The organism is Mesotoga sp. H07.pep.5.3 (assembly GCF_002752615.1).
Lineage (GTDB): Bacteria > Thermotogota > Thermotogae > Petrotogales > Kosmotogaceae > Mesotoga > Mesotoga prima.
This window is the reverse complement of the sequence record NZ_AYTV01000007.1, coordinates 23,885-37,042: the sequence shown is the minus strand read 5'-3', so window position 1 is coordinate 37,042 and position 13,158 is coordinate 23,885. Positions and strand designations below refer to the sequence as shown.

Genomic DNA, 13,158 nt, shown 5'->3' with positions numbered 1-13,158 from the left:
TGCATCGCAGGGCTTTATATTTTATTCAGGTTGTTCAGTCTGTCAAGAAACTTGTCGACGTTCTCCCTGAATCTCTTTATTTTGACCTCCGCTGTTTTCAGGTATTCGAGGCCGGCCCTTGTGATCTTGTAGTTCTTCTTTGCCGGGCCTGCGTCTTCAGTATCCCATTCGGAAGTTATGAGTCCCATTTCTTCCAGGCTGCCCAACACACGATAGAGGCTTCCCATTTGACCGACACCAAAGATCGGTATCTCGAAATCGTTGATTCTAGAAGAAAGCTCATAACCGTGCGCAGGCTTTTCGGCGATGAGAAGAAGCAGATACAGTTCAATCCAGGATCTGCCCATCCCCATTCTTCTTCCCCTCATGTTTCTCATGCCGTACTCCATGTCATTAATTAGTGATTGTGGAACTTTCCGTGGTCTTCGGGCTCGTATTCAAGACTGGAAAGTTCACCTTCGATGTAAGTTTTTACGAGCTCTTCTACAGTCCCGCTGGCTCCTGTAATGGCATGTACGCCAAGAGTCTCGAAGAACTGCCTCGCCCGGCCGCCCATGCCTCTCGTTATGATCACATCGGCGCCTTTACTCTTCACATAACCCGGAATTTCACCAGGCTCGTGCTGTTCAAAGGGATTTACCTCGATTTCGTGAGAGACAATTTCGTTGTTCTCAACAGTCACGAATGCAAAGAACGGAGAGTGACCAAAATGCTCCGATATATGTGACTGGAGTCCTTTGTTATCAATTGTTGGAATAGCTATCTTCACAAACCAACCTCCTTGCATATATTCAACTACCATATATTATAGCATCTGAACTGGACTGGATTCTGACATCTTCGACGATCTAGGTTCAACTGTCATTTTAGGAAGGCACAAAACAGCAGCCCTCCGCTTAAGCAATTGTGAGAGAATCTTCATGGATGAGGTCCGGCATGAAGAAGACGCTTGCTTTTTTGATAATTGCGGCATTGTGTGTTACTGCGCTTGCGAATGGTTTGCTGGTCGTAACTTTGAAGGACGGTTCAGTCTACGAATTCTACCTCGATGAAATCGAGAGTCTAGTATACGTTGCGGAAGACGAATTGCCCCTTGAACCTAAGTACATGAGTTTCGAAAAACTTATTTCGTTCCCGGTGAAGAGATCAATCTCTACTTCTTTGGAACTTCGGGACTGGGGCTTACGCCTGGATCGGAATCGTTCCTTCGGATATTACGCATGGAAGCGAGTCGGAAAACGACCTACACGACATTCAGTATGCTTACGTCGGTGGTATGGCAGACGGTTTGATAGTATTCACCGCTCCATGGGATGCCGGATTCTACGACTTCAGGTTGAATGATTCCGAGAGCGGCGGCATCGAGATCGACTTCCTGACCTTCGAGGTCCAAGAGTAGCCTGCAGAGCCAATTTTAATTATCTGAAAGTTGCCCTGGGCGTCGTTCTGCTCTTGAAAGGTTATCCCAACTGTGATAAAATCTTCGAGTACGGGGCATAGCGCAGTTGGAAGCGTGTCTGCATGGGGCGCAGAAGGTCGCTGGTTCAAGTCCAGTTGCCCCGACCACCTGTTAGCACCGCGATGGTAGCGGGAAGCACCATTATAAGAGAAAGACGCGACTTAGGTCGCGCCTTTTCTTTTGAGAGAATACACTTTCAAGAATTGGCTTCTTGAATATATTATCTAGCTATTCCATTTAGAAGCAAGGCAGTCAATCAACATAGTAAGGATCGCAAAAAGCACATGCAGTATAACTTTTGCATCTTAAAGATCAATATATTGCTAGTTGCACTGACAACACGAGAAGAAACAGTCAAAGACAATCGCGTTTTGCTCAAAGCCGATGTTCAGCAATATGATTGCGCGCATCTCGCTAGAACGTTCAAATTCATCAGTGTCACATCGTTAGCAAATCTAATAAAATGGATAAGACTCATAATCTCTTGCAAAGACAGGTGGTTAAGATCATTACGGATGATCACGAAATTGTGAGCGAGAATCCTGAGGAGGATAGAATTCAACAGAAGCCTTTCTGCACAGAAGAACATTCTGAATGTATTGGGGCCTCTTTTCTACTGTTTATTTCTTTCTTCGGTTATCTATTTGGATCCGATCCTACTAGTAATTGTTGATCTCCTGCAGATTCCTAAACCTCTTCTCCTCCGCTTCTGTCATCTCACGAGTTACTACGTTCGACAAGTTTGCAGCAAGAAGAATAATCTTTTCAAATGCTTTGTCAGAATAAGTATGCCCATCATGAAGTTTGGTCATGATAGACAACATCCAGTTGATGAATACTGCAGGAATAGCGAGATCAGAGATATCTTCCCAGCTTGTAGGTCCATAAACAGCACTCATCTTTTGATCGCATTCACCGCCCTTGCAAGCAAAATAGATATCTTCGACTACCGTCCCATCTTCATTTGTCTTCCAGGCGACGAGCGCCGAGTACTCTGATACGCCTTCCATAAGATTCTTCCCGCAAGAATCACAGAAGATTGGTTCAACCCGTCTGAAGTCAACCATAAAACTACTTACTTAGCGTGCTTTTTGGTATCAGTTTCGAAGAAATCGATGTTGTGAGTGCATATCAACGAATTGCATCTATACTCTGTTTGATTTTCTCTTCTTCTGTTGACGAGAGTAGCCACTTTGTCCCGTCTTCGAAGACCACCTCTATCGGGTATGCGTAGAAACTTGTTGCCTGTCTGACATCGAGTTCCCATTTGTGAGTATATTCAACGTTTCGAACGAAGTTTTTCAAACTCTGACTGATGTACGAAGAATAAGGTAACCACAATTCAGTACCAAAATCATCAAACATAATAAACCGCATCCGATAGGCTTTGATAGTCTTGTACGCAACATTCTTGACTTTGACACTCACAGTAAATTTGTCTTCAAGTGTTGCTTTCAGAACCTTGATAGGAGCCTCTTTGGCGCTTTGCATTTCGGTTCCTAGTAGCTCCCAAGTTCCATCTTCGTACAAAACTACCTTCTCACCGTATTCGGTAGTTGCATATATAGGAGCGAACGTAGTCACAGAAATGACCACAAGAGCGACGATTAGAATTCTTTCTCTCATCCTTCCGCCTACTTACGTTGCCAGATTTCACAGGCCAATTTCATCTAAGGCACCTAGGTCCTTCCTAAGAAGATGTGCAAGTTCGTTACAACTATCCATTATTTCTCTGTCCAGCCTCTCCAGTTCAGAAAGCTCTCTACTATCTTGCGACCCAATAGCTGTTATCCGAGGAAGTACGTCTCTGTCTATTTCACTCTTTTCAAGCAAAGGTTCTATTCTATCTTTTATAGACCTAATAACCATTTCAGCTTTATCAATCACGTCAGTCGGAGCCAGCAATTTTAGACTTGGCAAATAGCTACTCTGAATTTTCAAAGACTTGATAAAATCATTGTTTCTACTGAGCAATCTCCTGTTTAGTGATTTGGAAGCGGTTTCATGAATTCCTTTGAGCTCTTCCATTAACTTTGAATAGAGTTCTAACTTACCTGAATATAAGCACTGGAAGATAGTCCTTTTTCGCTCATGCCGGAAAGTGATGAAGAAAACTGCTATGGATACTAGACCAACTATTCCTGCACCAATAGCGCTTGTAATACATGTTTTAATCCACTCGCTAATATCCCCCATTTGATCTCCTCCCAATCTATATATTGAACAGGATTATTTGCAGTACATACTGGTTCTTCCTTCAGATTCAAGAACAGTACGTGTCAACTCAATACAAAGCGTTGAAGCAAACAGAATCAGTAGAAACAAGACTCTTCTCACAGTTGTCCTCCCTATACTCGTTCCAGCTTCCCCAAAGATGTAACAATAAAGAATGCTTCACAAATCAAATGCTATTACTGTCCTGAAGAACAAGGAACCTAAGGCGCAGTCCTGCAAATACGGAATCCAAAGTGGTAATCTGAGTAAGAAGGCGAGTCACGGTAACGGAACGCCACCCGCACGCAATCGACATGACTTTCCCAGCTACCGCCGCGCAGAACCCGCCTAGAACCACTCTTGTTGTACGGGTTCGTCTCCGCTGAACTGGAGTAGTTATCTGACTTATCACTGCACCATTCCCATACGTTCCCAGACATATCATATATACCCAGCTCGTTAGGAGCCTTCTTTCCCACTTCCTGAGTCCTACAACTGTTCTTCATCATTGCGTTCCAGTCCCTATTGCCTGAAAGATATTTATCTCCTGAGTTCTGCCAATACCAGGCAACGTCATTAACGTTGTCGCTACCAGAATACTTGAATCCCTTGCTCTTGTTCCCTCCTCTTGCTGCATACTCCCATTCGGCTTCAGTTGGTAACCTGTATCCAACTACTTTCGATGGGTCGGTTGTTATTTTTCCGTCTTTATCTAATATGTTTCCTTCACTGTCATACGCTTTTGGAAGGCTCTCTTTCTCACTCAGCCAGTTGCAGTAGGCTATGGCATCCCACCAGCTAACGCCGATTACGGGTTTTCTGCCTCTACCGAACCCCCAATCATCGGGCTTGGTTGTTGATGTAGCTTTGCAGAAAGCATCATACTCATCGAATGTCGTCTCATACTTGCCAATGTAGAAGTTGTAGGTGAGCGTCACTTTGTGCGTTGGTTTTTCATAATCGTATCCATCTTCCAACACATCGCCCATTATGAAACTTCCCTTTTCCACCAGCACAAATTCCACACTTCTTGATAGCGAAAGAGCTGCCAGCAATAGAATGCAGACTGTCAGCAATACTGATTTCTTCATTACCCACCTCCATAGGCTAGGTCTCGGCTCGGAGTAAGCACGTCAAAACTCAGGCAACATACGGCAAGCTGTGCAATGCTCTCATACGATCAATATACCACTTGTTACATTGATACCAAAACTAGAAAGGGATTGCTCAGAGAGAATCGCGTTTCTCATCAAGGCGGTTTCCAGCAATATGATTACACGTATTTCGATGGAAAATGCAGATTCATCAACGTCACATCGCTCTGCCAATGAAAAACGACCCTCCCAACACGGGAGGGTCATCTTCGGGAAAAGGAGGTGTCAAAAGCAAAACTCAAATCCTATTAGCAAGTCGAAATAGAGTTTGAAATCTAACAGGTATTGCCACTTCTTAGCGATTCCTATATGAAAACACACAGGCGGCTTCACTTCGATTCCTGCCGTCGCTATGAAGTCTGAGGCGTCTAGTGCAATGTTGAGGGAGAACCAGTCTTTCTCGTACACAGGGTACATCTCGTAGATAAAGTCTTTCCCTTGAAAGTCGGGAAGTGTTAGGCGAATCCCTGAAACGTTCTTCATCTCTTGTTTATAAACATCTCCAGTGCCGCCTCTACTATGTCACCCAGGGAAGCTTTGTCCTGATCTGTGAGTGAGTATTCGTCGATAGCCGCTAGGTTCTCCAGCAGTCTAATCGCTGCCTCCTTCATCTCCGCGTTCATTTCTGTAACGTCCTTACCCTCGTTCTTCATCTTCGTTTTAATTCCCTTATACTGCTGCTCTATTGAAGAGACGGCAATGACCGCGTATCTCATTATCTTGTCCGTTGAAACATTGCTTGAGAGTTCTGATCTCTGGAGGTACGAATGATTTTAATGAGAAGGCGGTATGATTTTTTCTGAGGCATCTTTGCCAACTCACTATTTAGCGGTCTTGTTTTGCCCCGACCAAGAACCCTCGATTCGTTCGGGGGTTTTTTTTATATTAGAACGGGTTATGCTTAACATGGTCTTCTAAAGAAAGACCCGGCTAAGAAGTCTTTCCGGAAAGACGGTCGACAAGAGCTTCGCTGTTAATTGACCAGAGTTTCGAGCAATCGACAACGGCAGGCAGTCTGTCTGTCTCTACATAAAGGGGGTAGTCATGGACTTAATAAAGGCGGTAATCAAGAATGTACCGGAGTACGAATACTTCAAGACGGTCGACGAGCTGAAGGGTCAAGGGTTAAAAAAGTCAGAGGTGTGAGGAAAGAGGTATGAAGATCAAGATCGTTCTGAAAACCTCACAATCCGTCATCTGAACTTGATTCAGAATCTCGGCCTCAAGTTTTTTCAACCGCAACATCGAACTCGCATCTTCGATTGGTTCAAGAGCAGATCCCGAAACTAGTTCGGGATGACAATGAGAGGGACGATTGAGAAGTCATGACGGGAATGATAGCGCTGGTTATTTCGATAACGTCTCATCCCGTCATCTGAACTTGTTTCAGCATCTCTATCGTAAGAACCGCTGTACGCTTAAGAGCAAAAACCCGCTGAGTGCTGCAAAGAGCCGTCCTTGGTCCTTCGTCAAAAACCGTGAACCCGTCCTTCGAAAGAGCATGAAGAACAGATCCTCTCTCTGGAACGAACAACTTCTCCTCGACGAACGGTGACCACTCTCTTGCTCTTCCAACCTCTGACCACTGACCTCTAACCTCTACGCTCCCATTTCCATTACAGGCGCTGTGTTCAATACGTTAGTTTCCTAAAGTGGATCCTTCTGCCGTCTCAGTATCCCCTGGATGAACTCAGCCTTGCCATTTGTATAAGCTTCTCTGTTATCTCTGTATTTTTCGGCGAGTTCTTTCTTAAGCGTAGCGTATTGTTGTACTACCTCTGGGTTTTCACGCAAATAGTTCCTGAAAAAGATGTGGTCTCTCCAGAACTTGCTTCCAAAAACGACCATGTGTACGTGGTAGTCAATCTCACTGCCGGATCTTTCAAAGTACCTTCTCTCTGGCATTGAATCCTCGTGCTCGGGTCTGTAAAGATAGCCCGTTCTTTCAATGAATGGCACGCAGGAATCGGCTTGTTCAAGTGATGATACGCCAATCATTATGTCGATCACGGGTTTGGCCTGCAATCCAGGAACTGCTGTGCTTCCTATGTGCTCGATACTCATCTCAACACCTTCGAGCGCGGCATAGATCAGTTCTGCTTCCCTTCTGAAAAGCTCTGGCCACGATGAATCATACTCAGCGACTATCACTGGCTTTCCTCTCAAGGGATCCCTCCTCAACTGTCCCTCAATTGAACGTTAGTTGGCGTTGTGGGTAATGAACGGGGGAAAGATCGATTCCAAGACCTTCACCTTTTCAGGAACTTCGGAGATCCCCCAGGGAACGTTCTTCCATGAGTCCGTACGAAGCCTTCCATGTCTCCAGAGTCTTGTGGGTGAAAGCCTTCCTGTCAGGAGGGGTGCAAGGTCGGAAATCGCGATCTCCAGATCATTAGGAGCTTCACTCAACCTTGCAGTACCCTTTCCGATTTTGATAGTGAGATTGTTCTGGGGCAGCAGCTTGTCTTTTATCTTGATGACAACTGTTTCGGAGATCGAACCGTTCATTAACTCCCTTATCACGGTCAACGGATCGAGGATCCTGACCATTCGCGATGAGGCGTCCTCGATTTTCAGTTCCTTTCCTGCCTGCCATCTGGAATGGAAGAAGAGCTCCACGGGGAAATCCGGAGGCATCCTGTTCATTTCGAAGGTCGCAATCTGGTCTCTGTGATTGAGCATGAATCTCTTCAACGCGAAGAGACCCGCAAGGTCTATGAAAGAGAAGTTACTGACTTCCATCTTCCTCTCTTTCTTTCTATAAACCATCATCGCATGAGGCATACCTGCCTTGTCTACGGCCACGGCCCCGAAGAGGTCTTTCATGTGGAAGATCTCCTGACTGCAGGCGTTGATTTCAATGGCTTCGGTGTAGCGAGAGGTTTCCCAGAGGACCTTTCTAGCCTTTTCGATAAGCTCCTCCATCTCGGCGCTATTCAGGAGCTTGCCGGAAAAGATATTTAGATTGTTCTCTTCAATTTCATCCGAAAGGAGAGAAAAATCGAACTTGAAGTCCAGGCTTTCAAACCCGAGGCCGAAGCCCAACCTCACATAGAAATCATGCTTGAAGGGGTCGAGCATCAAGAAATTGACGCCGCTCTGCAGCGCCTCCTGTATGTCTTTAAGGAGAATTGCCTTAGTAATCCCTTTGTTGCGATACTCGGGTAGCGTCGCCACAGCCTCGACGTACCTGCATTCAAAAGGCTTGGTGCGGATCTTCGCGAGATACTTGTAACTTATGTATGCTGCAACCAGTTTCTCATCATCGAATGCTCCCCAGACGTATTCCCAGAGAGACGGATCGGAAAAGAAAAACTCGCTCTCTTCCGGTTCGAAGTATTCAAATGACATCAGGAAGATCTCAACAATCTTGTCTTTGTACGAACTGTCGATTCTTCTTATCTCCATAGTGCACCTCAAACAATCATCTCTACCAATGATACCAGATCGGCTCTCTCAGGCTCTTTATAGACTTGATTAGTAGACTTCTCAATTCTCCAGTTTTCTATATGTTTGTGTCGACCTTTCACTATGGGCAAACAACAACCCCGATTACGAAGCTCGCAATTCAGGAGCAGATAAAGAAAGGTACATTCGTCCGAAAGCTGCGTTTTCTGAGCTTAAAAAGCGCAATGCAACAAAACTCTTAGCGATAAGCATTTTGTTTTTGACAGTTGCAGTATTTTCGCCAGAATAAATCTTAGTAAACATAACGGTAAATTTTGAGAAAGCGAATCGTAGCATATATATCGTAGTTGTGTATTGTCCCCGATTAGTTCTGCAAACGACCAGTAGTATTCCGCCAGATCACTCCGATTTGGTAAGACCGTTTCCGGCCTTTCTTGCTGCCGTAATTCCGAAGTTTGCAGGATTGGTGTTCGATGTTGAGTCAACAATGGGGATTCAGAATCAAGTCTTGATTGAAGATGACTAAGGAGGCAGGAAGGAGAAAGGTCAGAAAAGCTATCGAAAGCTGAAACAGAAGAGATTGAATAGTCCTCTATCCAATGAAATAAAAACCGATGGCGGTTGCGGCAAAAAAAGAGGGTCGTCTCTATCTGCTGACCGGTTAACTGAAGGAGGTTGAAAGTGATTCTGGGGATCTTTCTGAAGGACAGAGAGGTTAGTTTCTTCGATGGTTGTTTAGAGGTGAAGATCGACAGAATGGAAGCTTTTTACGCAAAAGTTGTACTAGGAGGTGAAACGCCCGGAGTTTCTTTTGAGGATTACATGACTACTGCGTCAGTAATTGTGAAGAGAGATGAAAACAATATGGTGATTCTCGATTTTGAAGACTTCGCCCCTCCGGGCGAGATTAGAGAGCTTCGTTTCACGGCGGATAATATTACATTGTCAGTTACCCTTGAAGACAAAGAGACGGAGGAAATCTCGCAGGGTTTTAGGGATTATCGTCCACCGGAGGATTTCCTATCTTATCTCAAGAGGAATATGAAAAAGAGCGATAACCCCCTCGTGACGGGAGAGATCGAACAGGTAACAAGCTGATGATTGAAATGTCAACGGCCTGTTGATCCATCTGAACGAAAGAACAACAAGGAGAGCCTCATTGATACTAATCAAAGCTATACTTGCGACATACCTATCTTGTTTGTGTCTCCGATCGACTTCTTCATTATCTCCCTACCATGTCAGAAAGCGACTTCAATCTCTCAATTTGCTGTAAGGGCTTCGTTTTTTGTGGGAAGGCTACTGTAGTGAGTCAGCAGGGCCTTCCTTTGCGCTTTTGAATTATATTAACCGGGAATCGGTCAGAGAATCTCCATGAATCGAATCAAGATGGATGAAGATCAGCAAAGGTGAAAAACGATCAAACGATCCATCTTTCAAAATCCATTTGACTTCACGAAGAACTGCTCGGTCATATGCTATTTCTTGAGAGATAATTCTATAGTTCGTTCTGTCGGAATTAGTTGAATTAAAGTCTGCTTTTTTTGCAGTCAATACTTTCTAAACAATTCACGGGAACCCGGAAAGGGAATTTTTGGATAAACGATAGAGGACGTTGATTTTCCAGTGAGAGCAGGTTCTACTAGAACCTTAGAAGCGTTTGTGAGAAGCATAGATCTTAGAATACCGTCAAAATTTGAAGAAGACAATCCAAATAGTCGACTGTCTTTCTATTTGTATATTGTGGAAGTGGCCGGTGCTATACTCGTTCGGACGACTTCTAAAGGGGGTGAAAGTATGTTCAGAAAGGCGCTAATAGCGATTGTTCTCGTAGCCTCAGTATTTGCCTTTTCAACACAATTCAAGCGAACAATCGAAGATAAAATCGTTGTTCAGCAAGACGGATCGGCGATCATCACCCGTACTGAATATGTTCCAGCGTCCGACCTTTCTAAGATATACATCCAACACAGGGATGCCCTCAGAGAAAGAGAGACGGCCAATGAAGCCTTCGCCAACTTCTATGACGAGATTAGCAAGGGATATTTCTTTCTCTACAGATCGGTACCCGGCTTCGGAGACGGGGATCTTAGGTTCAAGATTGAAGGAAATGGAGACTTCACAAGTACAGTTTCGATGAAGGTCACGGGCCTGATTTCGGAATCGAAAGATCATCCAGGAAGCTACCAGTTCTCTAGCAAGAATTTCTCAGAAGAGAAGATCATGCTCAAATACCTGGAGGATCTCATCGATGGCAAGGCCTTCGAGACGGCCTTTCTGGGATCGTCGAAAAACTCGCTTCTTACGACAAAGACGACGACTATCGTCTTACCCGAAGGGTCAGAGATCATCGATCTTCTCTCTCCGCATGGTGAAAAGCCTTCCAAAGATTGGTCGATCGATCTTGGCGGGGGGACTAAGTTCAAAGCGAGCTTAGACCTTGAAAAGAATACTATCACTCTGAAGGAAGAGATAATTACCGGGGGTGGCGCTCCAAAAAACCTCATGAATGAAGACAATGAGGAACTCATGGCGAAGCTCAGAGACTATGCCGCATATATAGCGGTCTTCAATAACGAAAAGACCGGCGGTAAACTGTCGCAGCCGGAGCCGTATTTCTTCAAGGAAGACTATTCAGGTTCCTGGAACTTTGGTATTTCACATAACTTCTCGACACAGTTCGCGTATCAGACTTTAAGCGTTGAACCGGGGCTTAACGTGAGCTTCACATTTGGCACTTCTCTGCTCTGGGAGCACCAGTGGAAGAAGGTAAGCTGGTGGAAATACAAATACGTTCTGAAGAAGTTCCAGACGACCGTGAGCCTCAGCCCTTCTCTGACGCCTTATATCGAAGTGAGTTCCGGCGCAGCGCTGAGCAAGACATGGGAAAAGAACATCACAACGAAGACGAAATGGATTACGTTCTGGGTTTCATGCGTGCCGGTTACCCTCGTTATGGAGGTCAAATTCGATGCGAAAGCCGAGGCAGGAATTTCCGGTGTTATAGGTTTCACGGCTTCTACGACGCTTTCTGCAAACACGACGCTAACTGTCAAATATGAAAATGGATGGAGTAAAAATGTAAACTACTCGGCAAATTACTCCGGTCTGCAATTTGATGCAGATGCAAAGGTCAATGCCTGGGCAAAGGGATCTCTTCCTCTTACCCTTTCGGCATACGTTTACTATGTTGCGGGCCCATTCGTGCAGTTCGTCCCATGGCTGAAGGGCGAGACTAACGCCTCTGCCGGTAGCTCTACCCAGGTTGGATACAAAGTAACGGCCGGCTTCGACGTCAATGGCGGAGTACACATGGCGGGCTGGCTCAAGGACCTTTGTGACGGTGTCCCGAGTGTAAGCTACACTTTCTGGAACAAGAGCTGGACAATCGCTAACTCGACACTCACTTTCTAGAGCAATATGACCGTCAAATATTAACAGGGCTCTTTGTCAAGATTGGGATTTCTTATGAATCGCCTGCTGTAGAGATACTGTAAGAATTGACCGATTCCCAGAGATATTGTTTAACGTTGTGCTTCAAGCTCCTTAGATCCAAGAAGCACAAATTGCAATGCTATTTGCTGGATGCAGAACTCGCAAAGTAGATGATTTTGACTTTTCAGCGAAAGATATCCGTATTGCACAGGAGCAGATCTAGTCTTGCTTAAGGTGACTTGTCCGTAGATGGATGGCAACGTGCGATGCTGTCGAAGTCATAGGGAATTCGTTGAAAAAGAGTATTCTAGCTGATGTAATCAGTATCTAATTTTTTGTTAGGCAGTTATCGAGAGGGTCCGTTCTGAGAAGACAATTACTAAGGGATGTAAGGAGGAAGGAATACCAGATCATCGTCGATTGCAGTATTGAAGCAGGAAGAGCAACCAGCGCTGTTTATACGAGCCTGGACGAATGTTCAGGATCTTCCCACTATAATAGGAAGGTACTACGGAGAGATAGCGGCCTATTCTGGGTAAAACGAAGGGATTTCCGGCAGGGATTCCTCCTGTAGCTTATCACAACATGGATATGGAGAACCTTGAAGTGGAGATTGGATTTCCCATCTCCGCTGATCTTCCGGGAAGAGGAGATACCATTAGGGGATCGATTCCGGGAGGTCTATACGTTTGCTCAGCTTACACGGGACCTTGCAAATGCAGGGTAAATACGGTGAAATGGCCGAGTGGATAGGCACGAACGGATTTGCACCAACAGGTAGTGTCTATGAGAATTATTACAACGGGCCCGAGTTCCCGGAGAGTAAGTATTGACGAAGATTTCGATGCATGTAAGAAGACCTGAGTGAGCATTGGTCTTAGAAGGCTTCCTGGATGAGAATGAAGCAGACCGAGATTTAGTATTGTTCTGCGGATTGCCTATGGGAATATTTAAGTGAGAATCGGATAGTCAGTGAATGGAGGTCTATTCTAGGGCCTCTGTTCTTGTTTCGTCAACTGATTTTGCTCCAGTAGAAGCTCAACCTACTGCTGGTTGAGGATTGCCTTTTTCGAGAATTGGTTACACAAATTTCGGCTTGAAGATCTATGAGGAGGATTATAGAGAGTTAATGTTGTCTGAATCTTTCTACTTATAGAATTCTTACGCAAGAGAGCAAGAGAAACTGGCTAATGACTTTGCATGAGATTATTCTTTAGTTTGAGATATACAGTATGGGATGAATTAGCTAGATACGTGCCAATCCGTAGGCCTAGAAATAGCGGAATCGTAGGGCTTCTTAGGGGTTCGACTCGATAACGTTTGACTCGTCGAGATATTCTCTGAAAGCTTTTGAAGAGGTGTTTGCGTCAGTAAGGTTGATCAGGGCGATTACCATTGTCATCACCGCTATCGCCAAACCAATCGTAAAGGCTACCAAGACTGTTTTATAAAACCTGTCCCGTCTCATCTTACGCATCTCGCTCCTTC

General features: G+C 44.9%; 15 protein-coding genes and 1 tRNA gene. 5 read left to right on the top strand and 11 right to left on the bottom strand.

Annotated features, from left to right (window positions below):
- Nucleotides 1-14: 14 nt before the first annotated feature.
- Together V513_RS03220 and V513_RS03215 are read right to left on the bottom strand one after the other, a co-directional pair.
- Nucleotides 15-377 carry a PadR family transcriptional regulator gene (locus V513_RS03220; RefSeq protein WP_014731803.1) on the bottom strand — a complete coding sequence of 121 codons (363 nt, stop codon included), beginning with the start codon at nt 375-377 and terminating at the stop codon, nt 15-17.
- A 20-nt stretch (nt 378-397) separates the two neighbouring features.
- Nucleotides 398-769: a NifB/NifX family molybdenum-iron cluster-binding protein gene (locus V513_RS03215; RefSeq protein WP_014731802.1), complete on the bottom strand. Its 372-nt coding sequence runs from the start codon at nt 767-769 to the stop codon at nt 398-400.
- A gap of 507 nt (nt 770-1,276) precedes the next feature.
- Here V513_RS03215 and V513_RS14100 point away from each other — a divergent pair.
- Both V513_RS14100 and V513_RS03205 read left to right on the top strand, forming a co-directional pair.
- Nucleotides 1,277-1,399, top strand: a complete 123-nt coding sequence (locus tag V513_RS14100; RefSeq protein ID WP_257211912.1) for a hypothetical protein — start codon at nt 1,277-1,279, stop codon at nt 1,397-1,399.
- A 91-nt stretch (nt 1,400-1,490) separates the two neighbouring features.
- Nucleotides 1,491-1,566: transfer RNA gene (locus tag V513_RS03205), tRNA-Pro, on the top strand.
- Between the two features lie 552 nt (nt 1,567-2,118).
- Here V513_RS03205 and V513_RS03200 read toward each other — a convergent pair.
- The 8 genes from V513_RS03200 to V513_RS03165 form a co-directional block, all read right to left on the bottom strand.
- The gene (locus V513_RS03200; RefSeq protein ID WP_143752418.1) at nt 2,119-2,469 is read right to left on the bottom strand and encodes a hypothetical protein; all 351 of its coding nucleotides are present in this window, start codon (nt 2,467-2,469) and stop codon (nt 2,119-2,121) included.
- A 121-nt stretch (nt 2,470-2,590) separates the two neighbouring features.
- Nucleotides 2,591-3,085, bottom strand: coding sequence for a hypothetical protein (locus tag V513_RS03195; protein WP_099771686.1), 495 nt, complete (start codon nt 3,083-3,085; stop codon nt 2,591-2,593).
- Between the two features lie 27 nt (nt 3,086-3,112).
- Nucleotides 3,113-3,655 (bottom strand): hypothetical protein, encoded by a 543-nt coding sequence (locus V513_RS03190; protein WP_099771685.1) that lies wholly within the window; start codon nt 3,653-3,655, stop codon nt 3,113-3,115.
- Nucleotides 3,656-3,894: 239 nt separating this feature from the next.
- Nucleotides 3,895-4,764, bottom strand: a complete 870-nt coding sequence (locus V513_RS03185; RefSeq protein WP_099771684.1) for a formylglycine-generating enzyme family protein — start codon at nt 4,762-4,764, stop codon at nt 3,895-3,897.
- A gap of 288 nt (nt 4,765-5,052) precedes the next feature.
- Nucleotides 5,053-5,310, bottom strand: coding sequence for a hypothetical protein (locus V513_RS03180; protein WP_099771683.1), 258 nt, complete (start codon nt 5,308-5,310; stop codon nt 5,053-5,055).
- The gene (locus tag V513_RS03175) at nt 5,307-5,543 is read right to left on the bottom strand and encodes a hypothetical protein (protein ID WP_099771682.1); all 237 of its coding nucleotides are present in this window, start codon (nt 5,541-5,543) and stop codon (nt 5,307-5,309) included. Before V513_RS03175 ends, V513_RS03180 begins: the two co-directional genes overlap by 4 nt.
- A 931-nt stretch (nt 5,544-6,474) precedes the next feature.
- Nucleotides 6,475-6,993 carry a GrpB family protein gene (locus V513_RS03170; RefSeq protein WP_099771681.1) on the bottom strand — a complete coding sequence of 173 codons (519 nt, stop codon included), beginning with the start codon at nt 6,991-6,993 and terminating at the stop codon, nt 6,475-6,477.
- 33 nt (nt 6,994-7,026) lie between these two features.
- Complete coding sequence (locus V513_RS03165; RefSeq protein ID WP_099771680.1) at nt 7,027-8,235, bottom strand: GNAT family N-acetyltransferase; 1,209 nt, start codon at nt 8,233-8,235, stop codon at nt 7,027-7,029.
- Between the two features lie 681 nt (nt 8,236-8,916).
- On the opposite strand from V513_RS03165, the gene V513_RS03160 reads away from it, so the two are divergent.
- The 3 genes from V513_RS03160 (at nt 8,917) to V513_RS13835 (ending at nt 12,503) form a co-directional block, all read left to right on the top strand.
- The gene (locus V513_RS03160) at nt 8,917-9,333 is read left to right on the top strand and encodes a hypothetical protein (RefSeq protein WP_099771679.1); all 417 of its coding nucleotides are present in this window, start codon (nt 8,917-8,919) and stop codon (nt 9,331-9,333) included.
- Between the two features lie 699 nt (nt 9,334-10,032).
- Nucleotides 10,033-11,649: a hypothetical protein gene (locus tag V513_RS03155; RefSeq protein ID WP_014731794.1), complete on the top strand. Its 1,617-nt coding sequence runs from the start codon at nt 10,033-10,035 to the stop codon at nt 11,647-11,649.
- 710 nt (nt 11,650-12,359) lie between these two features.
- Nucleotides 12,360-12,503 carry a hypothetical protein gene (locus V513_RS13835; protein ID WP_006489873.1) on the top strand — a complete coding sequence of 48 codons (144 nt, stop codon included), beginning with the start codon at nt 12,360-12,362 and terminating at the stop codon, nt 12,501-12,503.
- Nucleotides 12,504-12,967: 464 nt separating this feature from the next.
- Here the strand turns inward: V513_RS13835 and V513_RS03150 are convergent, their stop codons facing one another.
- Nucleotides 12,968-13,147, bottom strand: a complete 180-nt coding sequence (locus tag V513_RS03150; protein ID WP_099771678.1) for a hypothetical protein — start codon at nt 13,145-13,147, stop codon at nt 12,968-12,970.
- Nucleotides 13,148-13,158: the final 11 nt, after the last annotated feature.